The following is a 23,588-nucleotide window of genomic DNA, read 5'->3' as shown; positions in this document are numbered from 1 at the left end:
GCCCGGTCCCATTCCGAACCCGGAAGCTAAGCCTGACAGCGCCGATGGTACTGCAACCGAAGGGTTGTGGGAGAGTAGGACACCGCCGGACTAACCTTGATAAAGGGTCCAGGCCCCGGTCGAGAACCACGAGTTCTCCCGGGGCCTGGACCCTTTTTTCATACCCAAAACCCGTCACACCCGTGCCTGAACCCGGAACACACGAGTTCCGGGTTCAGGCACGCGAGTGACGGGTTCACGCACGTGAGATACGGATTCAGGCATGTGAAGGACTGGGTTGGGCACGTGAGGGAGGGGCAGGGCGCGTGCGAGGCGGGGCGGGCCGGACGCATTTAGAGGACTAAATGCGGGAGGGGGCGAGGGCCGGGAGGGTTTCGCTGAGGGGGCCGCGGACGACGGCAGTGGCCATGGAGTCGTAGGGGGTTTCGGAGCCGTTGCAGATCACGACGGCGGATCCGGACCGTGAAGCGACACTCACCAGCGAGGCGGCCGGCTGTACCCGTAGCGAGGACCCGGCCACCAGCAGGAGGTCGCTGTCGGAGACGGCGGTCCGCGCGGCCCGGAGCAGGTCCTGCTCCAGGTGCTGGCCGAACGAGACGGTGGCCGACTTGAGGATGCCGCCGCACACCAGACAGGTCGGATCGGTCTCGCCCGCTCGGACCCGCTCCAGTGTCGAGCGCATGTCCCGGTGGTCGTCACAGGACAGGCAGACGGACTCGAACATCGTCCCGTGAAGTTCCAGCACCCGCTCGGGCGGCGAGCCCGCCTTCTGATGGAGCCGGTCGATGTTCTGGGTGATGATCCGCGTCGGCGACAGGCGCTCGAGCGCGTAGTGCGCGGCATTCGGTGTCGCGTCCCAGCCGGGGTGCACCAGCCGAGCCTGCCAGGTCCGCTCACGGACCTCACGGCTGCCTTGGTACGCCTTGAGGTTCGACATCTTCTCCGCGGCCGGGTCGCGGGTCCACAGGCCCTGCGGGCCGCGGAAGTCGGGAATCCCCGAATCCGTGGAGATCCCGGCGCCGGTCAGTGCGACGACCCGGCCGGCGCCGGCCACGAGTGAGCGGGCGGTGTTCAGGGTGCTGGTCACCGGCCCATCATGCCTCTACTTGAGCGCGCTGCCCGCCTGCCAGTCCGCCCACGACTTGGACCAGTCGCCGTAGAGGTCCCATACCGGCAGCTGCGGGCCGCCGGAGTTGGTCACCTCGACGACGTCGCCGAGCCCCATGTTCTGGTAGAACCACTGGGCGTTGGCGGCGTTGAGGTTGATGCAGCCGTGCGACACGTTGGAGCTGCCCTGCGCGCCGACACTGTTCGGGTTCTCGTGGACGAACTCGCCGTCGTTGGAGATCCGCAGCGACCACTTCTCGTTCGCCTTGTAGTACCCCGGCTGGCCCTGGCAGACGCCGTAGGTGCACGAGTCCATCACGTAATTCTCGTGTTTGTCCGAAATGACGTGTGCGCCCAAATGCGTGGGTGTGGCGTCCTTGCCCATGGAAATGGGCATCGATTTCGCCAGTTGACCGTTATGGAAGACCTGCATCTGTTCGGTGTTGCCGTCGGCTTTCGCGACCCACGAATCGTGCACTTTGTACGTTTCGGTGCGATCGGTCGCACCGTAGACGCCATTGCCGAAATCGACGCCGTAGATCATCGCCGAAACCTTGAGCGTCGTCCCCGGCTGCCAGTACTCCTTGGGGCGGTAGTGGACGTTCTTGTCGTCGATCCAGTACCAGGAGCCCTCCTGCTTCGGCGTGGACTCCACGGACAGCTTCTTCTCGACCTCGGCCTTGTTCTTCACCGGCTGGCCGAAGGCGAACACGATCGGCTGCCCGACGCCGACGCCGGCGGACGCCACCGCCGAGGGGGCCGGGATGAGGTTCGGGTTCGCCTGCTGCTTCGGACTCAGCGTGGAGACCCTGCTCTGCTGCTCGACGGGCTTCCCGTCGGTGCCCTGGGCATGCGCCACGATCTTGTAGGTGCTGCCGTAGCCGAGCGGTTCGGTGGTCTTCCAGCTGAGCCCGTCGTTCGCCAGCTCGCCCTTCACCTGGTTGCCCTTGTCGGCGTTGGTGACGGTGACGTCGATCAGCTTGCCGTGCTCGGCCTTGACCACCACCGGGGTCGCCGGATTGACGTTCGTCCCGCCTGCCGGATCGATGGTCACCGAAACCGGGCTCGTGTCCGGCTCGGAGCCGGTGCCGGGTGAATTGGTGCCGCCCGAGGGCGAACACGCCGCGATCACCAATACTGTGGCGAGTATTCCGGCGGTCGAAAGTAATGTCTTCTTGGGAAACATATGATTCTCTTTTTACGTCGCGCTATCAGCGGAAAGTTCTCTTTCAAAACTACGCGACGAAGAAGACGTGATCGATGCCGGTCGGTTGCTCGTCACGCCACGACGAGACCAGGGGCACCATAAAGACCGGGGCCATCGACATTCAATTCGCCCAAATAGGTCTTCGCGGCCTCATAAGCCTCGGCGGTGAGTGTCGTGGTGTGGCTGAAGTCCAGCGGGCTGACCCGCACCGGCTTCGGCCCGGGCACGTACACCACGGGCACTTCGGCCGCGGCGATCGGCGCCTCCAGGACCGCCTGGTTCCGCATGCTGATCATCGCGGTGAACATCAGCACCTCGGCGAAGGTCTGCGGAGTGCCGGGCATCTTGCCGGGGAAGGCGCAGTCGAGGACGACGAGCGATTTCGCGCCCATGGCGAGCGCCTGGCGCATCGGCACGTTCGCGACCAGTCCGCCGTCGTAGAGCATGCGCTCCCCGAGCGGCACCGGCGGATAGATTCCCGGAATCGCGCAGCTGGCCAGCAAGGGTGCCAGAACGGGTCCTGTGCGGATGAGCAGCGGCTCGGCGGTGTCGACGTCCGTCGCGACGACACCCAACGGCAGCGCGAGATCCTCGAACCGGGCGCCCTCGCCGATGTGCTCGTCGACGATCGCGGCGAGACCGGTGTTGGGGAACAGGTTGGTCTTGCTGTGCCGGAGCGTCAGCACCTGGCTGAGCACGCCACCGGGGAACGCCTCGTGCCGTGTCATCCGGGACCAGATCCGGTCCAGCCGGTCACCCGATTCATCCCCGAGTGCGAGCACGGCGGCGTTCAGCGAACCCACCGAGGTGCCGACGACGAGGTCCGGGGTGATCCCGGCTTCGGTCAGGGCACGCAGCATCCCGACCTGCATGGCACCGAGACTGCCGCCGCCACCGAGGACGAAACCGATGGGCTGGGGCAGGTTCAGGGCGGCCATGCCCGGAATCTAGTCCTCCGCGCCGACCTTCGCCGGGGTGGCTTCCTCGGCTGTGACGCCGAGCGCCTTCTTCTTTTTGTAGCGCAGCAGGAAGAACACCGCGACGCCGACGAGGACGCCGACGATCACCAGGCCGCCGGTGTTGAGCGCGCCTTCGACCTTCTTGGCGGCCTCGCCGAGAGCGGCGCCGATGCCGATGTGGATGGCCGACCAGCAGGCCGCGCCCGCCGCGGCGGCGGGCAGGAACTTGCGGAAGGGCAGGCCCGACGTGCCCGACGCCGCCGGAGTCAGCGTGCGGATCACCGGGAGGAACCGCGCGAAGAACACCGCCCACGCGCCTCGCCGTTCGAGCACCCCCGTCGCCTTGTCCCAGGCGTCGAGGCCGTACTTGCGGATCAGTTTCGTTTCGCGCAGACGCGGACCGAAGCGTTTGCCGATCGCGTAGCCGAGCGAGTCGCCGAGTGCGGCGCAGACCGTCACGACGGCCCACAGGGTCAGGAAGCGGGAGACCGACGTCGCCGTCGTGGCCGCGACCAGCAGCCCCGATTCACCGGGGGCGATGAAGCCGAGCCCGATGGTGCACTCGGCGAACACCAATCCGCCGGTCGCCGCGACCAGCCCCGGTTCCGGGAGACTCTGCAGCCAGTTCAGAAGATCAGTTACCAACGCCACCAGGTCACTTTACTGATTCGTGACCTGGTGGGTGGCGATGTCGCGAAGAGGGTGACCGGAGTCACCTGGCCAGCAGCGAGCTGGCTTCCTGCGCGGCCGGCCCTTCGGCGGCGAGATGGGCCAAGTTCTCCGACAGCGGCTCTCCGCGGTGGGCCTTCGTCTGGGCGAACAGCCGCCCGGCGCGATACGAGGAACGGACGAGCGGCCCGGCCATCACGCCGGCGAAGCCCATCGCCTCGGCGGCGTTCGAGTGCTCGACGAACTCTTCGGGCTTGACCCACCGGTCCACCGGGTGGTGCCGGGGCGAGGGGCGCAGGTACTGGGTGATCGTCAGGATCTCGCAGCCGGCGTCGACCAGGTCCTTCATCGCGGGCGCGACCTCTTCCGGGGTCTCGCCCATGCCGAGGATCAGGTTCGACTTCGTCACCAGGCCGGCCTCGCGAGCACGCGTGATCACTTCGAGCGACCGCGCGTAGCGGAAGCCCGGCCGGATCCGCTTGAAGATGCGCGGCACCGTCTCGACGTTGTGCGCGAGCACCTCGGGGCGGGAGCCGAAGACTTCGGCGAGCTGGTCCGGGTCGGCGTTGAAATCCGGGATCAGCAGCTCGACGCCCGTGCCCGGGTTCAACGCGTGGATCTGGCGAACGGTCTCCGCGTACAGCCACGCGCCGCCGTCTTCGAGATCGTCACGCGCGACGCCGGTGACAGTCGAGTACCGCAGGCCCATCGCCTGGACGCTCTCGGCGACCTTGCGCGGCTCGGTACGGTCCAGCTCGGCGGGCTTGCCGGTGTCGATCTGGCAGAAGTCGCAACGCCGGGTGCACTGGTCCCCGCCGATCAGGAACGTGGCCTCACGGTCTTCCCAGCATTCGTAGATGTTGGGACAGCCTGCTTCTTCGCAGACGGTGTGGAGGCCTTCACGGCGCACCAGGCCTTTGAGTTCGGTGAACTCCGGACCCATCCGGGCGCGCGTCTTGATCCAAGACGGCTTCTTTTCGATGGGAGTCTGGGAATTCCGGACCTCGAGCCGCAACAGCTTGCGGCCATCTGGGGCAGCACTCACACCGCCACCCTACGCCCGCCGGAGTAGTGGCCGCCGCTCACGCGGGGTCGGGGGTGACGCCCGTCAACTTGGTGGTCACGTCCCACAACGCGGCGCCCAGCGACTCGCTCCTCGCGGCGGCCAAAGGACGCACCTTGACCGGCGCGCCGCGAAGCCCGCCGAGCCCGCGCGGGCCGATGTAATCGCCGCCTTCGGCCTCGGGGGAAGTCGCCGCGAACAGCTGCGGGAGCGTGCCCTGGCGGGCGTTCTGCGCGATGAAGATCTCGCCGATCCGGTTGCCGCCGGCGACGAGCGCGCGCACCACGGGGTTGCGGTAAGAGCGGGCCATCCCCGAACCGAGCCCGGTCCACGTGTAGCCAGGATGCGCCGCCACGCTGATGACGTCGTCGCCCGCGGCGCGCAGCCTGCGGTCCAGTTCGAGCGCGAACACCTGATTGGAGAGTTTCGACTGGCCGTAGGCCGAGCCGGGGTTGTACATCCGGCGCTCGAAGTTCGGGTCGGCGATGTCGATGCGTGCGCCCGTCGCCGCGACACTCGACAAGGTGACGACACGCGCTCCGGAGCCGTTCCGCAGGGACGGCATCAGCAGCCAGGTCAGCACCGCGTGCCCGAGATGGTTAGTGCCGAACTGGGTCTCGAAGCCGTCCTTGGTGTGGCCTCGCGGGGTCGCCATGACTCCCGCGTTGTTGACCAGGACGTCGAGCTTGCCGCCCGTGAGTTCCTGGACCTTCTTCGCGGCTTCGCGGACCGAGTCGATGTCGGCGAGGTCCAGCCGGACGAGTTCGGGCGCTTCCCCGGTCGCGGCCGTGCGCACCTGGTCCAGTGCCTTGGCGCCGCGCTCCGGTGATCGGCAGCCGAGCAGCACGCGGGCCCCCTTGCCCGCGAGCACCTCGGACATGCGCAGCCCGAGCCCCGAGTTCGCCCCCGTGACGAACACGGTCCGGCCGGTCTGATCCGGGATGTCGGCCTCGGTCCAGCGCGCGTGAGCAGCCATGCCGGTCACCTAACTACATCGTCGCCTGTGCCGCTACGCCAGGTCAGGCGCTCGGCGCGAGCAACCGGAGCAGGTGACCCATGGGGCTGCGGCGGCGGGCGGGCTTCGCGTGCCGTCCGTGCCGGAGCAGGGTGGCGAACGCGCTGCCGACCTTGGTGATCTCTTCGGCCGGTTCGTTGCCGTCGGCCAGCCCCGCCGTCAGCGCGAGGGTGCGCAGTTCGGCTTCGTGCGACGGGATCAGCGCGGGGCACCGTTCGAGGGCCGCGTCGAGAACGGCGCGGAGGGTCTCGTGCTCGGCCGTGGCGCTGTTCCAGGCGCGGGTGACGGCTTCGACCCGGTCGAGCGCGAGATCCTGGTCGGCGTAGTCCGGATCGGTCATCTCGGCGCGGAGACGACCTGCGAGCACCTGGTTCCACTTGTACCGAAGCGCGACCAGAAGCTCTTCCTCGGTCGCGAAGTACTGGGTGGCGCCAGGGATTTCTTCGAGTGAGATCGCGTCGGACGGGTGGTGACCCGCCTGGCGCAGTGCGGCTTCGAGGATGTCGCGCCGCCGGTAGAAGTCGTTCCAGCTCATGATGTGGGCTCCCCTCCGTGACCCGGTTCATACCGCAGGTTTGCGGCATACTCCCGGTACGGACCTGACAGCAGTCAACATACCATGGGTATGGAGTGGGACCGGCGGCGTAAAGTTGTGAAGGTGGCGACAATGAGGTCAAGGCGGCTGGACTATTCCGAGTCCACCCGGTCGGCACTCGTCGAGAGTGCCGTGGAGCTGTTCACCAAACGCGGGTACGCCGGCACGTCTCTCGACGAGATCGCCAAACGGGCCAGGGTGACGAAGGGTGCGCTCTACCACCATTTCAGCGGGAAGCAGGCGCTGTTCGAGGCCGCCTTCGACACGGTCGAGAGCCAGGTCTTCGACCGGCTCGAGAAGATCATGAACGGGCCGGCCTCGCCGTGGGAGCGGGCGCTCGCCGGGCTGCGCGGTTTCCTGCAGAGCTGCCTCGACCCGGCATACCAGCGCATCGCGATCCACGAGGCGCCGGTGGTGATGGGCTGGGAACGCTGGCGCGAGGCCGAGGAGCGGTGCAGCTTCGGCCTGGTCCGCACCGGGATCCAGTCGCTCATCGAGGTCGGCGAGGTCGACGACGTCCCGGTGGACGTCACCGCGCGGCTGCTGTTCGGCGCGCTGTCGAGCGCCGCCATCGAGATCGCGAGCTCGCCGGAGCCGAAGAAGGTCAGCGCCCAGGTCGAGGAGGTCCTGGTGCGGCTGCTCGTCGGATTCCGCCGTGTCCCGCCCGCCGAGCACGGGAAAGCGAGCTGACCGCGCCCTGGCTAGGGTGGCGGCGTGGACCTCAGGATCTTTACCGAGCCCCAGCAGGGGGCCAGTTACGAAGACCTGCTCCGGGTGGCCAAGGCCACCGAGGACGCGGGCTACGACGCCTTCTTCCGCAGCGATCACTACCTGAAGATGGGCTCGGCGACCGGGCTGCCGGGGCCGACCGACGCGTGGATCACCCTCGCGGGTCTCGCCCGTGAGACCCGCCGCGTGCGGCTGGGAACCCTCGTCACCGCCGCCACCTTCCGGCATCCGTCGGTGCTCGCGATCTCGGTCGCGCAGGTGGACCAGATGTCGGGCGGCCGCGTGGAGCTCGGCCTCGGTTCCGGCTGGTACGACGACGAGCACACCGCGTACGGCCTCGACCTGCCGCCGATGAAGGAGCGCTTCGACCGCTACGCAGAGCAGCTCGCCGTCGTCACCGGGCTGTGGGAGACGCCGGAGGGGGAGACGTTCTCCTTCGACGGCGAGCACTACAAGCTCGTCGACTCGCCGGGCCTGCCGAAGCCGGCGCAGCGGCCCCGGCCGCCGGTGATCATCGGCGGTGGCGGCAAGAAGCGCACCCCGGCGCTCGCAGCGCGTTACGCGGACGAGTTCAACCTGCCGTTCGTGGGCCCGGACGTCGCCGCGGCGCAGTTCGGCCGCGTCGACGACGCCGCCCGCGAGATCGGCCGCGACCCCAAGGAGATCATCCGCTCGGCCGCGCTCGTCGTCGCCGTGGGCCGTGACGACGCCGAGGTCGCCAAGCGCGCCGGCGTGCTGGGCCGCGAGGTCTCCGAGCTGCGGGAGAACGGGCTCGCGGGGACGCCGTCGGAGGTCGTCGAGAAGGTCGGGCAGTGGCGGGAGAAGACCGGGATCACCCGGCTCTACCTGCAGCTGCTGGACCTCTCGGATCTGGACCAGATCGAGCTGATCGCTTCCGACGTCGCACCTCAGCTGGACTGAAGTACATGAAGGCCCCCTTCCTTGCGCCAGGCGCAAGGAAGGGGGCCTTCATGTACTGGCGGGTCACTGAATGTCGACGCCGATGTCCAGGATCTTGGCCGGCCAGGTGATGGTGAGGCGGGACTCCGCCCCGTGGACCGCCCATTCGCCCACCGCGTTGCCGCAGACCGGGCTGCAGTTGTACGCGGTGACCCGGTACATGCGGTCGCCATACGCGGTACAGCTGGCCCAGGCGTACTTCGCCCCGTCGTGCCCGCCGGTGCAGCCGGGCGGCGGCGTGGCCGACGCCGCACCGGGCAGGCTCACCGAAGCGGCGACCGCGATACCGGCCGTCGCGAGAACGCGCGAAAACTTGCGCATGACTTCCTCCAGTACGACCACCGGCGTTTCCGGCGGTCGTACCGGTGATCTTCGCAGAGGTCAGTTCTGCAGAGCGAACGTGACGCCAGGGGCCGCGGGTGCCTCGGGGCGCGGCAGCCAGCGCTCGTCGCTCACCGGCAGGTTACCTTCCAGTGCCGCGAGCACGGCTTCGCGCGCCATCGGCAGCACCGACGCCACGGTGACCTCGCGGTCGAGCTCGTAGGAAAGCGACGTCACGCCCGCGTCCCGGATGCCGCACGGGACGATCTTGTCGAAGGCGCCCAGGTCGGCGTTGCAGTTCAGCTCGAAACCGTGCATGGTCACGCCGCGCTGGACGCGGATGCCGATCGCGGCGATCTTCCGCTCCGGGCCGCGGTCGTCGGCGGGGATCCAGACGCCGCTGCGGCCCTCGACCCGGCCGGTGTGCACGCCGAGCTGATCGCAGACGGTGATCAGTGCCTCTTCGAGACGCCGCACGTAGTGCACGACGTCGATCGGGTCGGCGAGTTTGATGATCGGGTAGCCGACCAGCTGGCCCGGCCCGTGCCAGGTGATCTTGCCGCCGCGATCGACGTCGATCACCGGGGTGCCGTCGGTCGGCCTGTCCTCGGCTTCCGTGCGCTTGCCCGCGGTGTACACCGACGGGTGCTCCAGCAGCAGCATGGTGTCCGGGCCATCACCGTCGGCACGGGCTGTCACGTGCTTTCGCTGGAGTTCCCAGGCTTCGGTGTAGTCGATCGTCCCGATCTCGCGGACGTCGACGGGCTCGGCGGAGGCGCGGCATGACGTGGTCGAAGAGCTCACGTCAGCGACACTACGCCGGGTCTTTCGGCAGGGGGAGCAGGCCCAGCCCGGCCGCCGCGATCAGGCCGACGCCGCCCACCGCGAGCACGGATCCCGCGGTGTCGGTCAGCCAGTGCACGCCCAGGACGATGCGGCAGAGTGCGCCGGCCACCGTCGCCGCGGCGGCGACCGTGATCGCCAGGCGCGCGAGGTGCGGACGGGTCCAAGCGCACAGCAGTACCGCGACGAACCCGGTGCACGCGACGGCGACCACGTGCCCGCTCGGATAGCTCAGATCGGGGAATTCGCGCGGCCGCTCCCGGTAGAAGGCCGGTTTCGCGATCAGGCTGGTCATCCGGCACAGCAGCAGGACGACGGCGAGTTTGACGCACAACGCGGTCAGGTCCCGGCGGCGCCAGGCGAGTACCACCAGCACCGCGCCCAGCACGAACGGCAGGACCGGGCCGAGGACGTTCGTGACCAGGCCCGCCACCTGACCGGCGGGCCGGGTGTGCTGACCGCGGAACGCGTCGGCGAGCGCGACGTCCACCGGCGGCGGACGCTCGTCGACGGACAGCCCGAGGAGGACGAAACCGATCAGCAGGACGGACCCGGCGAGGGTGTACAGACCGCGCCGCACGGTCATGTCGCGGCGGCCAGCGCGTCCTCGAGGGTCGGATGGCGGAACGCGTAGCCCGCCTCCTCCAGTACACGCGGCAGGGCGCGCTGCCCGAACAGCGCCATCTCCTCGGCCGCCTGCCCGAGGGCGAACTTCATGGCGAAACCGGGTACCTGCCAGATCGCCGGCCGGTGCACGGCGCGGCCCAAGGCCTTCGTGAAGGCGGCGTTCGTGGCGGGCTGCGGTCCGGAGAGGTTGACCGGGCCGGACAGCGATTCGTTCTCCAGCGCGAAAACGATCGCGCCGACCTCGTCGTCGAGCGAGATCCACGGCATGTATTGCTTGCCGTCACCGAGTTTTCCGCCGAGCCCCAGGCGGAACAGCGGTCGCAGGACATCCAGGAGCCCGCCTTCGCGCGCGAGCACCAGCCCGGTGCGGATACGCACGACCCGGGCACCGGCGGTGGCCGCGGTCTCGGTGGCGCCTTCCCACGCGGTGCAGAGCCCGGCGAGGAAACCGCGTCCGACCGGGCTCGTTTCGTCCACAAGGGACGGACCGGCGTCGCCGTAGTAGCCGACGGCGGAAGCGTTGACCAGCACGGGGATCCCGTGTTCGGCGACGGCTTCCGCGAGGACCTCCGTCGGTTCGACCCGGCTGTCGAGGAGGACCTGTTTGCGGGCCGCGCTCCAGCGCCCCGGGAGCAAGGGCGCTCCCGCGAGGTTCACGACGGCGTCGACCCCGTCGAGCGCGCCGTCCGCGATCTCGCCGGCGGGGGGATCCCAGCGGCGTTCGTCGGCCGCCCGCTCCTCCCGGCGGACGAGACGGACCACTTCGTGCCCGGAACGGCGTAACCGTGTCGTGAGGGAGGCGCCGATCAGTCCGCTCGCGCCCGCGATCAGAACTCGCATGATCCGATCGTGTCCTATCCGCGATCCGGGCGCACGCTCAGGTTCTTCAGTTGCCCGGCGACGTCGGACGCGGCGGTGAGCAGCACCAGCACCGGGATCGTCGCGGCGGGCCGGAGCCGGTAACTGCCGCGTTTGTCCTGCTCGACGATTCCGGCGCCGGTCAGCGCTTTGAGGTGGTGGTACAGCTGGCCCGGCGATCCGAGTTCGGCGGCCTCTTGAAGGGTGGGCGCGGTCTGCGCGCCCTTTTCGGCCAGCGTCCGCACCAGTGCCACCCGTGCGGTGCTGGACAGGGCCGCGAGCACTTCGACCCGCGGCCCGTCCGCGAGCGCCAGCATCGGGCCGGGCGTGACGTTGATCGCCCAGCTCAGTTCGAACGGCTCGGTCAGCTCGCCCTGATAGCCGACCAGCCCGCCAGGGCCTGTCACCGGTTCGGCCTGCTGCTCGCCTTCAAGCGCGGCGACCCGTGCTTCGAGTGCGGCGATCCGGTCGGCGAGCTCAGCGTCCATACCGGTTATCTATACCGTCGATCAGCGGAGCGCTCGTTCCAGGGCGGTGAACCGGGCCGGGTCGGACAGTGCCGCGAGTACGAGTTCGATGAGCGGCAGGGCGTTCTGCATGTCCTGGTCGCTCACGCCGGTGAGCAGGACGGCCGCCGTGCCCGAACGCCCGCCCGGCCAGCGGACGGAAAGCCCGAGGGTCAGTGAACGCGGCAGGCTTCCGCCCTTGAAGAGCACTTCGTTCGCTCCGGGCGGTACGCGGTCCGCGAGCGGCTTCGCGAGGATCTCGCGCGCGGGTGCGTACATGCCCTTCGCGATGCTGCGGTGAAGCGTGAACAGATCCGACGCCGAGCCCTGGCCGTGCCCCTTGATCCACGGCCATTGAGCGTCGGAGGTGCCCGGCATGTCGGGCCAGCGTTTGAAGGCTTCGGCGCGGAACCCCGGATCGCGCACGAACCGGCGCGCGACCGCGTCACCCATCGCCCGCCGGACGGCGACCGGGCTGCCGGGTGGGGGCCCGTACTCCGGCATCATCAGCATCAGGACCTCGCCGCCGAGAGATCGGGTGTCCGGCCGGAACCAGCCGCCCCGCGCCGCCGCCCGCTGGAGGGCGGGGTCGCCGAGGCGGACACGGAGATAATCAGTGGCGGCGTTGTCGCTGAAAAGGATCATCGCTTCGGCGAGCCTCGCCAGGGGGACACGCTGCTCGGGATCCTTGGCGATGCCGTACTCGTCGCAAGGGACGCCCAGCCAGTTGAGCGCCTGGAAATGCGCGCGGCCGTCGGCGACGAAGGGATGGTGGGCGTCCCAGTCGCCCACCCGGATCTGTTCCTTCGGGTCGAGCCTGCCCTCGGCGACCGCGACGGCGTACGCGCTGAGATGCACGACCTTGACCGACGAGGCCAGAACGCGCCGGACGTCGGCGTCGCGCGCGGCGCGGCGGCCCGCGCCGTCGTCGATCAGGACGGAGACATCGCTTCGATGGGTGGCGATCCAGTCGAGCCAACCCTGTTCGGTCTTCGTGTCCGGCTGGGCCGCGGTCGCGGTTCCCGGTAGCAGCAACGCGGCCGATCCCGCGGCGGCACCGGCCAGCAGATGGCGTCTGGTCAGCATGGGCGGCTCCCTCCTCTTGTTTTCCGTAATTCCGGAATACTAGAGTTCCGGCTGCCTGTCAAACCCTCGCGTTCAGTCCTCTGAATGCGGTGGTTCGCGATGCCAACTACCGCATCGAGAGGACTAAATGCGGGAGAAAAGAGGAAGGCCCCCGCCCCGCCGAAGCGGAGCGAGGGCCTTTCACGGACTACCGGAGGATCAGAGACCGAGCTCGTCCTCGAAGTTGCCCTCTTCCAGACGCTGCTTGATCGTGGTGACGAAGCGGCCCGCGTCGGCCCCGTCCACCAGGCGGTGGTCGTAGGTCAGCGGCAGGAACGCCATCGACCGGACGGCGATCGTGTCGTTGCCGTCGGCGTCCGCGATCACGACCGGGCGCTTCACGACCGCGCCGGTCCCGAGCATGCCGGACTGCGGCTGCACGATGATCGGCGTGTCGAACAGGGCGCCGTTGGAGCCGATGTTCGTGATCGTGAAGGTGCCGCCCGACAGCTCGTCCGGCTTGATCTGGCCCGAACGCGCGCGGCCCGCCAGGTCGGCGATGCGGTGCGCGAGACCGGCGAGGCTGAGCTCACCCGCGTCGTGGATGACCACCGACAGCAGACCCTTTTCGGTGTCCACCGCGATCCCCAGGTGCACCGCACCGTGGTAAGTGATCTCCTTCGTGTCCTCGTTGTAGGACGCGTTGACGTTCGGGTGCTGCTTGAGCGCCTCGACGGTGGCCTTCGCGAAGAACGGCAGGAACGTCAGGTTGACGCCCTCGCGCTCCTTGAAGGCCGCCTTCGCCCGCTGGCGGAGCTTGGCGATCTTCGTGACGTCCACCTCGTGGACCTGCGTGAGCTGCGCGGAAACCTGCAGCGACTCGCGGGTCTTCGTGGCGGTGATCTGGCGGATCCGGCTGGCCTTCTGGACGGTGCCGCGCAGGGCCGCGAGCTCCGGCGAAACCGCGGCCTTGCGCGGAGCCGACGGGGCGGCGGCGGGAGCCGGGGCGGCGGCAGCGGGCTGCGTGGCGGGAGCCGGGGCGGCCTTCTGCTTGGCCTCGGCGGCCGCGAGCACGTCCTGCTTGCGGATGCGGCCACCGACACCGCTGCCGGTCAGCGACGACAGGTCGATGCCGTGCTCCGAAGCGAGCTTGCGGACCAGCGGCGTCACGTACGGCGCGTTGTCCGAGCCGTTGTCGCTGCTCGCCGCCGGCTTCGGGGCCTCGGCCTTGGGAGCCGGGGCGGCCTGAGGAGACGGGGCGGGCTTCGGCGCGGGAGCCGCTTCGGCCTTGGGCTCGGGCTTCGGTTCCGGCTTGGGTTCCGGCTTCGGCTCGGGCTTGGGTTCCGGCTTGGGCTCGGCCTTCGGGGCCGGGGCGGAACCGGCGGCCCCGATCACCGCGAGCACACCGCCGACCTCGACGGTCTCGTCCTCACCGGCGCGGATCTCCAGCACGGTGCCGGCGACCGGGGACGGGACCTCGGTGTCGACCTTGTCCGTGGAGATCTCGAGCAACGGCTCGTCGACCTCGACGCTCTCGCCGACCTGCTTGAGCCACCGGGTGACCGTGCCCTCGGTGACGCTCTCGCCCAGCTCGGGCAGCTTCACCTCGGTGCCTTCGCCGCCCGAAGCCGGCGCGGTGTCCGGCTGGGACGGCGCGGAGGCCTCCTCCTTCGCGGGCTCCGGCTCCGGCTCGGGCTGCGCCTCTTCGGCGGCCGGCTCGGCGGAACCGGAGGACTCCGGCACCCCGCCGGTCCCGTCGTCGATGACGGCGAGCACACCGCCGACCTCGACGGTCTCGTCCTCCTGAGCGCTGATCTTCACGACCTTGCCGGCGACCGGGGACGGGACCTCGGTGTCGACCTTGTCCGTGGAGATCTCGAGCAACGGCTCGTCGACCTCGACGGTGTCGCCCTCCTGCTTCAACCACCGGGTGACGGTGCCCTCGGTGACGCTCTCACCGAGCTCCGGCAACGTGACGGAGTAGGCCATCGTTCGCTGACTCCCTTGATATGTCTTGCTTGGTCTGGTTCTTCGACGGTGAGACGTCAGCTGTGGACGTGCAGCGGCTTGCCCGCGAGGGCGAGGAACGCTTCACCGAGGGCCTCGGTCTGGGTGGGGTGCGCGTGGATGAGGGGAGCCACGTCCTCGGGGAACGCCTCCCAGCTGTAGATCAGCTGCGCTTCGCCGATCAGCTCGCCGACGCGGTCGCCCACCATGTGCACGCCCACGACCGGTCCTTCCGGAGCCTTGATCAGCTTGACCCCACCGGAGGTCTTGAGGATCTGGCTCTTTCCGTTGCCACCGAGGTCGTAGGTGAAGGTGGTGACGCCGGAGCCGTACTTCTCCTTCGCCTGCGACTCGGTGAGGCCGACCGAAGCGACCTCGGGGTGCGAGTAGGTGACGCGCGGGATGCCGCTCTCGTCGATCATGCGCGGCTCCTGGCCGGCGATCTCCTCCGCGACGAAGATGCCCTGCTGGAACCCGCGGTGCGCGAGCTGCAGGCCGGGGACGATGTCACCGACGGCGTAGACGTTCGGCAGGTTGGTGCGCAGGCGGTCGTCGGTGAGGACGAAGCCGCGCTCCATCTTGACGCCCGCCTCCTCGTAGCCGTGCCCGGCCGAGTTCGGGCCACGGCCCACGGCGACCAGCAGCAGGTCGGCTTCGAGCGTCTCGCCGGACTCCAGCGACACGCTGACGCCGTTGTCGTCCTGCTTGGCGCCGGTGAACCGGACGCCGGTCTTGAAGGCGATCTTGCGGCGGCGGAAAGCGCGCTCGAGCTGCTTGGACGCGTACTCGTCCTCGTTCGGGACCAGGCGGGGCAGCGCCTCCACGATGGTGACGTCGACGCCGAAGGACGCCCAGACGGACGCGAATTCGACACCGATGACACCACCGCCGAGGACGATGGCCTTCTTCGGGATGTAGTCCAGCGAAAGCGCCTGCTCGCTCGCGATGATGCGGCCGCCCAGCTCCAGGCCGGGCAGCGTCTTCGAGTACGAGCCGGTGGCGAGGATGACGTTCTTGCCGGTGTAGCGGGTGCCTTCGACCTCGACGGTCGTGCCGCCGACGAACGTCCCGGTGCCCTCGACGAGGTTCACCTTGTGCGCCTTGGCCAGACCCTGGAGGCCCTTGTACAGGCGCGAGATGATCCCGTCCTTGTACTTGTTGACGCCGGCGATGTCGATGCCTTCCAGCACGGCCTTGACACCGAAGGTCTCGGCGTCGCGGGTCTCGTCGGCGACCTCCGCCGCGTGCAGGAGGGCCTTGGTCGGGATGCAGCCTCGGTGGAGGCACGTCCCGCCAAGCTTGTCCTTTTCGATCAGGGTGACGGAAAGGCCCAGCTCGGCCGCGCGGAACGCGGCGGCGTAGCCGCCCGATCCGCCACCCAGGATCACAAGGTCGGCGGAGGTGTCGGTCACTTCAGTAACTCCTCGGCAAGCGGTAGGGGTGGTGCTCTGGCGCCGCTTCGCGCGGTATACGCGCGCGCGGACACTCGCCATCTTGTCACTACGTGCGGAGAGGCTGCGACCTAGGCCGCGTCCTGTGACCCACGGGACACGACCCGCCAGGGTCGCCACGGTGAGCACACACCCGAGTCGGGATAATGGACACTGGACGCGACTGGGAAGTGAGGTGGTCGGAGTGGGTCTGTTCGACTCGCTGCGCCGGCGCTCTAAAGGTGGGCAAAAGCCCGGCACGCTGCGGAAAGCCTCTTCAAACGACTTCAAGCATCTAGAGGAGTGGGCCTCTTCACGGACCGGCGTCGAGGCCTATGTCGAGCCGAAGACCAACGTCACGGAGACCACCGTCGTCCTCATCGCCCACGATGGTGAGTGGACCCGGCGCCGGATCGAGAGCCTGGACGCGGCGCAGCAGTTCGGTCACAAACGGTCGATCCCGGTGTACGAGGTGGCGCGGGTCGGCTACCCGAAGAGGATGCGGGAGTACACCGAGCGGAAGAAGCGCGGCGAAGCCTGAGGCGGGCCCGGCGGAGTTCACGCGGATTGCGCCAGAAGGAGTAGGTGCCGCTCCAGCAGCGCCCGGAACGTCGGATGCACCGTCGTGCCCAGCGCCGGGTCGATTTCGACCGTCCGCCACTCTTCGCCGGCGGCCGTCAGCAGCACGACGGCCGGCTCCGCGATCACGACGACACCGCCTTCGGCGCGGAGTTCCGCGGTCCCGAGCAGCCGCGGGAAGACGACGTCGGCGGGCAGGCCGTCGCAGGTCTGGAGGAACTCGCGGTAGTCGCCGGGCAGCCGGAGGCCGAGCCGCGCCTCGACGGCGCCGATGGTGCGAAGGGAAGCGGCAGGGGGAGCGGTGCCTCCGCCGCGCAGCCGCAGGATGCCCGCGATCATCTCGCGCCAGGAGCCGGTGTCCGGCGGGTAGCGTTCGTACAGCGCCGCGACCAGTGCCCCGGCGCAGACTTCCGGCCACTCGCCGAGCCCGAGCGGGTCGGCTCCCGCGACCAGACGTGGTGCGAGCCGTCGTGTCGCGGCCGCCATGGCGACGTCCGGGCGGCCCTGGCGCGACGCGATCTCCGCCCAGGCGTCCAGATCGCCTCGCGCGACGGCTTCGCGCAATCGGTCCGGGCGCGACGGCCCGAGACGCGTGACGGCCTCGCCGATCGGAGAGCCGCCGAACAGACCGTCGAAATCGGACGCCCGCCGGGCGAGGTGCTCGTCGTGCGCGCGTTCCTCGGCGTCGAGATCGAGCGGAGTCAGCGCCTCGGCCCACTCCGGCCGCGTCCCTTGTGCCTCGAAGAGCATCGCCCACGCGCGGGCCTGCAGCCCGCCGGGCACGAGTGCGGTGACGGGCCGTTCGGTGAGCGCGTGCCAATGCGTGATCAGCCTGTCGGCCTCCGCCATCGTCCCGGACGCGGCGAACAGCAGGGCCGCGTGCGCGATCCGATCGTCGAGCGCCGCGTCGTCACCGCTCAGCACGTCCCTGATCGCGCCTTCGAGGTAGGCGTCCCTGTCCACGGAAACGACCTTGCCACACCACCGGACCGCGGTGGCCGTGAAGCGCGTGAAGGCCCCTTTCCCTCGGCTCAGCCGAGGGAAAGGGGCCTTCACGCGCGAAAGGGTCAGCCGTTCGCGGCGATGTCCGCGAGGACCGCGGCGATGGTGCGGACCGGGACGCCGGTGCCGCCCTTGCCGGTGTAACCCCACGACCCGGAGGTGTTGAACGACGGGCCCGCGATGTCGATATGCGCCCAGGGCAGGCCCTCGGTGACGAACTCGCGCAGGAAGATGCCCGCGGCGAGCATGCCGCCCCAGCGGTGCCCGGTGACGTTGGCCAGGTCGGCGAGGCGCGAGTCGAGGTCGGCGCGCAACTCCTCCGGCAGCGGCATGGCCCAGCCGCCCTCGCCGGTGGCCTGCGCGATCGAGGCGACGCGGTCGCGGAACTCGTCCGAACCCATGACGCCCGCGGTCCGGTTGCCCAGCGCGACGACCTGCGCGCCGGTCAGGGTCGAGGTCTCGATCAGGTAGTCGGGGTTCTCCTCGCCCGCGCGCACGATGGCGTCGGCCAGCACGAGACGGCCTTCGGCGTCGGTGTTGAGCACCTCGACGGTCTTGCCGCCGTACATGCTGAGCACGTCGCCCGGCCGGTACGAGGTGGCCGAGGGCAGGTTCTCCGCCAGCGGGATGTGCGCGACGACCTCGAGCGGGTACTTCAGCTTCGCGGCCAGCACCACGGAAGCGAGCACGGCGGCCGCGCCCGACATGTCCGAGGTCATGTGGTCCATGTTCGCGGCGGGCTTGATCGAGATGCCGCCCGAGTCGAAGGTGATGCCCTTGCCGACCAGCGCGACCTTCTTCGAGGCCTTCGCGGGCTTGTAGGCGATGCGCAGCAGGCGCGGCTGCCGCGACGAACCGCCACCGACGCCGAGGATGCCGCCGAAGCCCTTGCGCTTGAGGGCCTTCTCGTCGAGGACCTCGAAGTCGAGGTTGTTCGCCTCGGCCAGCGTCTTCGCGCGGTCGGCGAAGGAGGCCGGGAACAGGTCGTTCGGCGGGGTGTTGATCAGGTCGCGGGCGATGATGACCGATTCGGCGATCAGGCCGGCGGCCTTCAGCGTCGCCTTGTGGTCCTTGGCGGTGCCCTCTTCGGGGCTCACGAAGTCGACCTTGGCGACCGGGGCGTCACCCTTCTCGGAGCGGTACTCGGTGAAGGAGTACGCGCCGAGCACGGTGCCCTCGACGGCGGCCTGGAGGTCGAGCGCCGACAGCGTGACGAACGCGCGGTCGGTCCCGCTCAGCGCCCGCGCGGCGGCCCCGGCGCCCCGGCGGACCTGCTCGGCGGTGACGCCGTCCGTGCCCGCCTTGCCGAGGCCGACGGCCAGCACGACACCGGCGGACAGCTTGCCCAGCGTCGGTACCTTGACGATCTCGTCGGCCTTGCCGGACGCGCCGAGGGTGCCGAGGACGTCGGCGAGCTTGCCGTCGAAGGCGGCGTCGGCGACGGAGGAGCCGGCGGCGAGCGCCAGGCCGTCCTCGCCCTGCAGGGTTCCGATGACGACGACGTCGGCGCGCGTCTTGGCGAGCGCCGCTTCTGCGTTCTCGGTCAGGGCAAGCTTCGGCACGGTCACTTCTGGCTCCTCGCGCGTTCGCGGTGGTACCGGGCGGCCGCCCGGTTGGATCGTGAGCCATGCTAATGACAGCGGGACCTGGGGTAACAGCGGGGCCGATCGGGTCACTCGGTGTACAGGAAGGGAGACGGCGTGCGGCTGGCGGGCGGTCTGCTCATCGCACTGGCGGCGGGCACCTCCGGAGCGGATTACTGGGTACTCGCCGCCGCCGTGGTCGCGGCTGTGCTCGCCGTCGCGGCGGAGGCGCTGCTGCCGCCGGTGGGCGACACCCGGCCCGATCGGATCGCGGGCTCCGTTTCGCGGCTGGGCCTGGTCCTGGTCTTCGCGACGACGTTCGGCCAGTACCTCTTCCCGTCCGCGCCGGGAGCCGCCGCCGCGGTGTTCGCCGCCGTGGTGACCGTCGCCGACCTGGCCGGGGTCCGCCTCGGCGACTACGCCGCCCGCTGGGTCACCGGCCTGCTGCTGGCCGCGGCCGTGTCCCTGATCGCGATCTGCGTAGGGATCCCGCCGCTGGCGCAGTTCATCGCGCCGGACCCGCCGTCCGTGCCCGGGCTCGGCCTCGCCGTGCTGGTGCTGCTGCCGTTCCTGCTGCCCCGCCGTCCCGGCGCGGGCCGCGCCGCCGCGGTGGGCGCCGTGGCCGTCGCGATCACCGCCGTCGCCCTCTATCAGCTGGGCCCGATCCGGCTGGGGCTTTCGGCGACGTCGTTCCGTGAGCTCCTCGCCGCGGCCGACGCGGTTTCGCTGCTGCCGGTGCTGACCGTCGTGGCCGCCGTGGCGACCGTCCCCGTCGCGGTGGACGCCTTCACCGACGGCCGCGAGCGGCTTTCCCCGGAACGTCCGAAGGCGACACTCGCTTGTGGACTGATCGTGGCCGTCGCCGCGGCCTTCGCTGGGCCGGTCGTGGCCCTCGGGCTCGCGGGAGTGGGAACGCTCGCCGAACTGGTTCTGCGGGTCCGCGCCCGTCGGTACCGTTCAAGGCGTGCGTGATCCTCACTGGACCCCGGGCGACACGGTCGTCGAACGCTTCCTGCGACCGGACGGCTCGATCGGCCAGCATCACCCGCTTCGCGTCATCTCCGACGACGGCACCGTGCTGCTCGGCTGGCTGCCCGCGGACACCCCGATCGTCGGCAGCAGGCTCGCCGACGGGCGCCTCTTCCGCGAGGCGCCGCTGGAGGAGCGGTTCCGGGTGCCGAGGGTGCGCGTGGCGGACCTCTGGCGCGACACCTCGACGCTGCGCCGCATCGCCGACGACGAATGGTCGTCGGTCTGGTGGTTCTTCGACGGCGGCGGCCGCTTCCTGAACTGGTACGTCAACCTCGAGGTCCCGCTGGGGCGCACGGCGTCGGGACCCGACCGCATCGACGGCATCCTCGACGTCGCCGTCGAGCCCGGCGGGCGATGGCAGTGGAAGGACGAGGACGAGGCCGAGGAGGCCGTCCTCGCCGGCCGCATCACCGCGGGGCAGCTCGAACGCCTGCGCGCCGAGGGCGAGCGGATCGGGGCACTCGCGGACGCCGGGCGGTTCCCCTTCGACGGGACGTGGACCGACTTCCGGCCCGACCCGGACTGGCCCGCGCCCGGCCTTCCCGACGGGTTGCTCTAGCTCACCTGCAGCAGCAGGAGCAGCACCAGCACCACGTTGATCACCGTCAGGATGACCACCGATTTGGTGGACAGCTCGCGCGGGAACACCTTGCCGTGGATGCTCTTCCACCAGAAGATGCCGAAACCGCCGGCGACCAGGCCGAGGAACGCACCGAAGCCGCTGTCGAGCAGGGCCCAGCCGTCCATCATCAGCACGCCGGTGCCGAAGGTGAGCAGCACGGCCGTCGCGAAGGTCTTGACGTCTGCCCCCGCGCCGGGGGCGGCGGGCTGGGCCGGTTGGGCGGGCTGCATCTGGTTGTACGTCACGCCGCCATCCTAGGGCGAAGGCCCTCCCGTGTTCGTCGTGACGGACAGATCGCGGGAGGTAAAGATATGCGGACGTCCGACTAACGTGGGTCCGACCAAGCGTTATCGTCTTAGCCATGACGACCTCGACGCAGTTCACCCACCTCCCGCACCCGAGCCCCGCGAGCCCGGAACGCGTCGCGGACGTATTGGCCGCACCCGGCTTCGGCCTGCACTTCACCGACCACATGGTGACCGTGAAATGGAGTGCCGAGCAGGGCTGGCACGACGCCACCGTCGGGCCGTACGCGCCACTCACGCTCGACCCGGCGACCTCCGTGCTGCACTACGGCCAGGCGATCTTCGAAGGCCTCAAAGCGTACCGCCAGCCGGACGGCACGATCGCGGCGTTCCGTCCCGACGCGAACGCGATCCGGTTCCGCAACTCGGCCGAGCGCCTCGCCATGCCGCAGCTGCCGGTGGAGACCTTCCTCGACTCGATCCGCGAGCTCATCGCGGTCGACGCCCGCTGGGTCCCGACGAAGCCGGGCGAGTCGCTGTACCTGCGGCCGTTCATGATCTCCACCGAAGCCGGGCTCGGCGTCAACCGGCCCGCGAACGAGTACCTCTACGCGCTGATCGGCTCGCCCGCCGGCTCGTACTTCGCCGGCGGCGTGAAGCCGGTGAGCGTGTGGCTCTCGACCGAGTACGTGCGCGCCGTCCCCGGCGGCACCGGCGAGGCGAAGTGCGCGGGCAACTACGCGGCGTCCTTCGTCGCGCAGGCGCAGGCCGTCGAGAAGGGCTGCGACCAGGTCGTGTGGCTCGACGCGGTCGAGCGGCGCTGGGTCGAGGAAATGGGCGGGATGAACCTGTTCTTCGTCTTCGGCTCCGGTGACGAGGCCCGCGTCGTGACCCCGGAACTGACCGGCTCGCTCCTGCCGGGCGTGACCCGCAAGTCGCTGCTGGAGCTGGCGAAGTCGTTCGGGCACCAGGTCGAGGAGCGGCGCGTCTCCACCGACGAGTGGGAGAAGGCGGCGGCCTCGGGCGAGCTGACCGAGGTGTTCGCCTGCGGGACCGCGGCGGTCATCACGCCGGTCGGGCACGTGAAGCACGCGGGCGGCGAGTTCTCCGTCGCGGGCGGGCAGCCCGGCGAGCTGACGATGAAGCTGCGCGGCGCGCTGACCGGGATCCAGGAGGGCACCCGGCCCGCGCCGGAAGGCTGGATGTACCCGCTGGGCTGAGGTTTCGGCGCCGGCAAGTCCGTGAAGGCCTCCTTCCCTACCTTGAGCGTAGGGAAGGAGGCCTTCACCACTTCGGTGGCCGGAGGTGCTCGGGATGCGATGAAAGGCTCCTTCCTTGCAAAATTTGCAAGGAAGGAGCCTTTCATCGCATCCCTGAGGCGGAGCGAACAGCGCGTCAGGAAGCGGGGGCCTCGATCAGCGGCCCGCTCACCCCGGCCTGCTCGTGCGTGGCCATCTCCGCGAGCACCCGCGTCGCCATGAACACCAGCGGCAGCGCCGCGACCGCGCCCGTCCCCTCGCCGAGGCGCACGTCCAGGTCCAGGATCGGGTCCAGGTCGAGGTGCTCCAGCGCCAGCGCGTGCGCGGGTTCGCCGCCACGCTGGCCCGCGGCCCACCACTGCCGCGCGCCGGGAACGAGTTCCTCGGCGACCAGCGCGGCCGCGGAGGCGACCAGGCCGTCCAGGATCACCGGCGTCTTCCGGAGCGAGGCCTGCGCGAGGAAACCCGCCATCGCGGCGATGTCCGCGCCCGCGGCGGTGCGCAGCAGCGCGACCGGGTCGGCCAGTACGGTCCGCGCGCGCCGCAGCGCGTCCCGGACCGCCGCGGCCTTGCGCATCCAGGCGTTGTCGTCGATCCCGGAACCGCGGCCGACGACGGCCACCGGTTCGCTGCCGGTCAGCGCCGCGACCAGCACCGAGGCCGGGGTGCTGTTCCCGATCCCGAGGTCGCCCGTGATGAGCAGGTCGGCCCCGCCGTCGACCTCGGCGTCGGCGATCGCCCGGCCCGCGCGGACGGCGGCACGCGCCTCCTCGTCGGTCAGCGCGTCCTCGACGTCGATCGAGCCGGAGCCGCGCCGCACCTTGAACTCGCCGATCGACCGCGTCGCGGGAGCGTCGCTGTCGACGGCCATGTCGACGACCCGGACGCTCGCGCCCGCCGAGGCCGCCAGGACGTTGATGGCCGCGCCGCCGGTCAGCATGCTGCCGACGAGTTGCGCGGTGACCTCACCCGGATAGGCCGAGACGCCCTTCGCGGCGATGCCGTGGTCCCCGGCGAACACCACGACCCGGGGCCGCGTGAACGGCCGTGGCGGCGACTGGCCCTGGCAGGCCGCGACCCACACGCCCAGTTCTTCGAGCCTGCCCAGCGAACCCGCCGGTTTGATCAGTTTCGAGTGCAGGGCGATCGCCGCCGAGCGCGCGTGTTCATCAGGCTGCTCGACTTCGGCGAACTCGAGGATTTCGTCGTCCAACGCCCTGCCCCTTCGGATCGCTTCGGTGGCCGGGCCCAACCTACCCACCCGCCTGTGCCAGAGTTGCCTGTGGCTCAGACGAAGGCCGCCGG

General features: G+C 69.9%; 25 protein-coding genes and 1 rRNA gene. 7 read left to right on the top strand and 19 right to left on the bottom strand.

Annotation, left to right across the window (positions count from 1 at the left end):
- A 5S ribosomal RNA gene (gene rrf, locus AC069I_RS32330) occupies positions 1-91 on the top strand; the annotation flags it as partial.
- A gap of 249 nt (positions 92-340) precedes the next feature.
- Here rrf and AC069I_RS32325 read toward each other — a convergent pair.
- The 7 genes from AC069I_RS32325 to AC069I_RS32295 form a co-directional block, all read right to left on the bottom strand.
- Positions 341-1,087 (bottom strand): SIR2 family NAD-dependent protein deacylase, encoded by a 747-nt coding sequence (locus tag AC069I_RS32325; RefSeq protein ID WP_478227281.1) that lies wholly within the window; start codon positions 1,085-1,087, stop codon positions 341-343.
- 15 nt (positions 1,088-1,102) lie between these two features.
- On the bottom strand, positions 1,103-2,293 hold the full coding sequence (locus AC069I_RS32320) for a L,D-transpeptidase (RefSeq protein ID WP_478267099.1): 1,191 nt from the start codon (positions 2,291-2,293) through the stop codon (positions 1,103-1,105).
- Positions 2,294-2,385: 92 nt separating this feature from the next.
- A complete protein-coding gene (locus tag AC069I_RS32315) occupies positions 2,386-3,252 on the bottom strand; it encodes a patatin-like phospholipase family protein (RefSeq protein ID WP_478267098.1) in 867 nt (288 codons plus the stop codon).
- 9 nt (positions 3,253-3,261) lie between these two features.
- On the bottom strand, positions 3,262-3,924 hold the full coding sequence (locus tag AC069I_RS32310; RefSeq protein WP_478227278.1) for a DedA family protein: 663 nt from the start codon (positions 3,922-3,924) through the stop codon (positions 3,262-3,264).
- A 61-nt stretch (positions 3,925-3,985) separates the two neighbouring features.
- On the bottom strand, positions 3,986-4,987 hold the full coding sequence (gene lipA / locus AC069I_RS32305; RefSeq protein WP_400562947.1) for a lipoyl synthase: 1,002 nt from the start codon (positions 4,985-4,987) through the stop codon (positions 3,986-3,988).
- A 37-nt stretch (positions 4,988-5,024) separates the two neighbouring features.
- On the bottom strand, positions 5,025-5,981 hold the full coding sequence (locus AC069I_RS32300) for an oxidoreductase (RefSeq protein WP_478227277.1): 957 nt from the start codon (positions 5,979-5,981) through the stop codon (positions 5,025-5,027).
- 43 nt (positions 5,982-6,024) lie between these two features.
- Positions 6,025-6,555: a hypothetical protein gene (locus AC069I_RS32295; protein ID WP_340687468.1), complete on the bottom strand. Its 531-nt coding sequence runs from the start codon at positions 6,553-6,555 to the stop codon at positions 6,025-6,027.
- A gap of 132 nt (positions 6,556-6,687) precedes the next feature.
- Between AC069I_RS32295 and AC069I_RS32290 the strand changes: the two genes are divergently transcribed.
- Both AC069I_RS32290 and AC069I_RS32285 read left to right on the top strand, forming a co-directional pair.
- Positions 6,688-7,305, top strand: a complete 618-nt coding sequence (locus AC069I_RS32290; RefSeq protein ID WP_016336085.1) for a TetR/AcrR family transcriptional regulator — start codon at positions 6,688-6,690, stop codon at positions 7,303-7,305.
- A 24-nt stretch (positions 7,306-7,329) separates the two neighbouring features.
- The gene (locus tag AC069I_RS32285) at positions 7,330-8,265 is read left to right on the top strand and encodes an LLM class F420-dependent oxidoreductase (protein ID WP_478227275.1); all 936 of its coding nucleotides are present in this window, start codon (positions 7,330-7,332) and stop codon (positions 8,263-8,265) included.
- 63 nt (positions 8,266-8,328) lie between these two features.
- Here the strand turns inward: AC069I_RS32285 and AC069I_RS32280 are convergent, their stop codons facing one another.
- The 8 genes from AC069I_RS32280 to lpdA all read right to left on the bottom strand — a co-directional run bounded on the left by AC069I_RS32280 (position 8,329) and on the right by lpdA (position 15,943).
- A complete protein-coding gene (locus AC069I_RS32280; RefSeq protein WP_340687470.1) occupies positions 8,329-8,625 on the bottom strand; it encodes a hypothetical protein in 297 nt (98 codons plus the stop codon).
- A 60-nt stretch (positions 8,626-8,685) separates the two neighbouring features.
- Positions 8,686-9,429, bottom strand: coding sequence for a lipoyl(octanoyl) transferase LipB (gene lipB / locus AC069I_RS32275; RefSeq protein ID WP_478227274.1), 744 nt, complete (start codon positions 9,427-9,429; stop codon positions 8,686-8,688).
- Between the two features lie 10 nt (positions 9,430-9,439).
- On the bottom strand, positions 9,440-10,054 hold the full coding sequence (locus AC069I_RS32270) for a phosphatase PAP2 family protein (protein WP_478227273.1): 615 nt from the start codon (positions 10,052-10,054) through the stop codon (positions 9,440-9,442).
- Positions 10,051-10,935, bottom strand: a complete 885-nt coding sequence (locus tag AC069I_RS32265) for a TIGR01777 family oxidoreductase (protein ID WP_478267097.1) — start codon at positions 10,933-10,935, stop codon at positions 10,051-10,053. The genes AC069I_RS32270 and AC069I_RS32265 overlap by 4 nt, the downstream gene beginning before the upstream one ends.
- Positions 10,936-10,949: 14 nt before the next feature.
- A complete protein-coding gene (locus AC069I_RS32260; RefSeq protein WP_478234723.1) occupies positions 10,950-11,441 on the bottom strand; it encodes an ArsR/SmtB family transcription factor in 492 nt (163 codons plus the stop codon).
- 21 nt (positions 11,442-11,462) lie between these two features.
- Positions 11,463-12,545 (bottom strand): serine hydrolase, encoded by a 1,083-nt coding sequence (locus AC069I_RS32255; RefSeq protein ID WP_478267096.1) that lies wholly within the window; start codon positions 12,543-12,545, stop codon positions 11,463-11,465.
- Between the two features lie 198 nt (positions 12,546-12,743).
- Positions 12,744-14,513, bottom strand: a complete 1,770-nt coding sequence (gene sucB, locus AC069I_RS32250) for a 2-oxoglutarate dehydrogenase, E2 component, dihydrolipoamide succinyltransferase (RefSeq protein WP_478227269.1) — start codon at positions 14,511-14,513, stop codon at positions 12,744-12,746.
- Positions 14,514-14,569: 56 nt separating this feature from the next.
- Positions 14,570-15,943: a dihydrolipoyl dehydrogenase gene (gene lpdA, locus AC069I_RS32245; protein ID WP_478227268.1), complete on the bottom strand. Its 1,374-nt coding sequence runs from the start codon at positions 15,941-15,943 to the stop codon at positions 14,570-14,572.
- A 214-nt stretch (positions 15,944-16,157) separates the two neighbouring features.
- Between lpdA and AC069I_RS32240 the strand changes: the two genes are divergently transcribed.
- The gene (locus AC069I_RS32240) at positions 16,158-16,502 is read left to right on the top strand and encodes a hypothetical protein (RefSeq protein WP_020630431.1); all 345 of its coding nucleotides are present in this window, start codon (positions 16,158-16,160) and stop codon (positions 16,500-16,502) included.
- 17 nt (positions 16,503-16,519) lie between these two features.
- Here the strand turns inward: AC069I_RS32240 and AC069I_RS32235 are convergent, their stop codons facing one another.
- Both AC069I_RS32235 and AC069I_RS32230 read right to left on the bottom strand, forming a co-directional pair.
- Entirely contained in the window at positions 16,520-17,503 is a 984-nt protein-coding gene (locus AC069I_RS32235; RefSeq protein ID WP_478267095.1) for an SMI1/KNR4 family protein, read from the bottom strand.
- A 104-nt stretch (positions 17,504-17,607) separates the two neighbouring features.
- Positions 17,608-19,110 (bottom strand): leucyl aminopeptidase, encoded by a 1,503-nt coding sequence (locus tag AC069I_RS32230; RefSeq protein WP_478267094.1) that lies wholly within the window; start codon positions 19,108-19,110, stop codon positions 17,608-17,610.
- Positions 19,111-19,221: 111 nt separating this feature from the next.
- Between AC069I_RS32230 and AC069I_RS32225 the strand changes: the two genes are divergently transcribed.
- Both AC069I_RS32225 and AC069I_RS32220 read left to right on the top strand, forming a co-directional pair.
- Entirely contained in the window at positions 19,222-20,097 is an 876-nt protein-coding gene (locus tag AC069I_RS32225; RefSeq protein ID WP_478227265.1) for a hypothetical protein, read from the top strand.
- The gene (locus AC069I_RS32220) at positions 20,090-20,716 is read left to right on the top strand and encodes a DUF402 domain-containing protein (RefSeq protein ID WP_478227264.1); all 627 of its coding nucleotides are present in this window, start codon (positions 20,090-20,092) and stop codon (positions 20,714-20,716) included. The genes AC069I_RS32225 and AC069I_RS32220 overlap by 8 nt, the downstream gene beginning before the upstream one ends.
- Here the strand turns inward: AC069I_RS32220 and AC069I_RS32215 are convergent.
- Positions 20,713-21,024 carry a hypothetical protein gene (locus AC069I_RS32215; protein ID WP_478227263.1) on the bottom strand — a complete coding sequence of 104 codons (312 nt, stop codon included), beginning with the start codon at positions 21,022-21,024 and terminating at the stop codon, positions 20,713-20,715. The genes AC069I_RS32220 and AC069I_RS32215 overlap by 4 nt on opposite strands.
- Positions 21,025-21,140: 116 nt before the next feature.
- Here AC069I_RS32215 and AC069I_RS32210 point away from each other — a divergent pair, with 116 nt between their 5' ends.
- Positions 21,141-22,244 (top strand): branched-chain amino acid aminotransferase, encoded by a 1,104-nt coding sequence (locus AC069I_RS32210; RefSeq protein ID WP_378443085.1) that lies wholly within the window; start codon positions 21,141-21,143, stop codon positions 22,242-22,244.
- A 175-nt stretch (positions 22,245-22,419) separates the two neighbouring features.
- Here AC069I_RS32210 and cobT read toward each other — a convergent pair whose 3' ends face one another.
- A complete protein-coding gene (gene cobT / locus AC069I_RS32205) occupies positions 22,420-23,496 on the bottom strand; it encodes a nicotinate-nucleotide--dimethylbenzimidazole phosphoribosyltransferase (protein ID WP_478267093.1) in 1,077 nt (358 codons plus the stop codon).
- Positions 23,497-23,588: the final 92 nt, after the last annotated feature.

Source organism: Amycolatopsis sp. NPDC043885 (assembly GCF_056435685.1).
Note: the sequence above shows the minus strand (reverse complement) of the source record. Positions and strands in the feature narration are given on the sequence as shown.

Excerpts from the sequence above, each read along its gene's own strand:
- AC069I_RS32320 (WP_478267099.1), bottom strand. The coding sequence starts at position 2,293 with ATGTTTCCCAAGAAGACATTACTTTCGACCGCCGGAATACTCGCCACA.
- AC069I_RS32315 (WP_478267098.1), bottom strand. The coding sequence starts at position 3,252 with ATGGCCGCCCTGAACCTGCCCCAGCCCATCGGTTTCGTCCTCGGTGGC.
- AC069I_RS32300 (WP_478227277.1), bottom strand. The coding sequence starts at position 5,981 with ATGGCTGCTCACGCGCGCTGGACCGAGGCCGACATCCCGGATCAGACC.
- AC069I_RS32295 (WP_340687468.1), bottom strand. The coding sequence starts at position 6,555 with ATGAGCTGGAACGACTTCTACCGGCGGCGCGACATCCTCGAAGCCGCA.
- AC069I_RS32290 (WP_016336085.1), top strand. The coding sequence starts at position 6,688 with ATGAGGTCAAGGCGGCTGGACTATTCCGAGTCCACCCGGTCGGCACTC.
- AC069I_RS32280 (WP_340687470.1), bottom strand. The coding sequence starts at position 8,625 with ATGCGCAAGTTTTCGCGCGTTCTCGCGACGGCCGGTATCGCGGTCGCC.
- AC069I_RS32270 (WP_478227273.1), bottom strand. The coding sequence starts at position 10,054 with ATGACCGTGCGGCGCGGTCTGTACACCCTCGCCGGGTCCGTCCTGCTG.
- AC069I_RS32265 (WP_478267097.1), bottom strand. The coding sequence starts at position 10,935 with ATGCGAGTTCTGATCGCGGGCGCGAGCGGACTGATCGGCGCCTCCCTC.
- AC069I_RS32260 (WP_478234723.1), bottom strand. The coding sequence starts at position 11,441 with ATGGACGCTGAGCTCGCCGACCGGATCGCCGCACTCGAAGCACGGGTC.
- AC069I_RS32255 (WP_478267096.1), bottom strand. The coding sequence starts at position 12,545 with ATGCTGACCAGACGCCATCTGCTGGCCGGTGCCGCCGCGGGATCGGCC.
- sucB (WP_478227269.1), bottom strand. The coding sequence starts at position 14,513 with ATGGCCTACTCCGTCACGTTGCCGGAGCTCGGTGAGAGCGTCACCGAG.
- AC069I_RS32210 (WP_378443085.1), top strand. The coding sequence starts at position 21,141 with ATGACGACCTCGACGCAGTTCACCCACCTCCCGCACCCGAGCCCCGCG.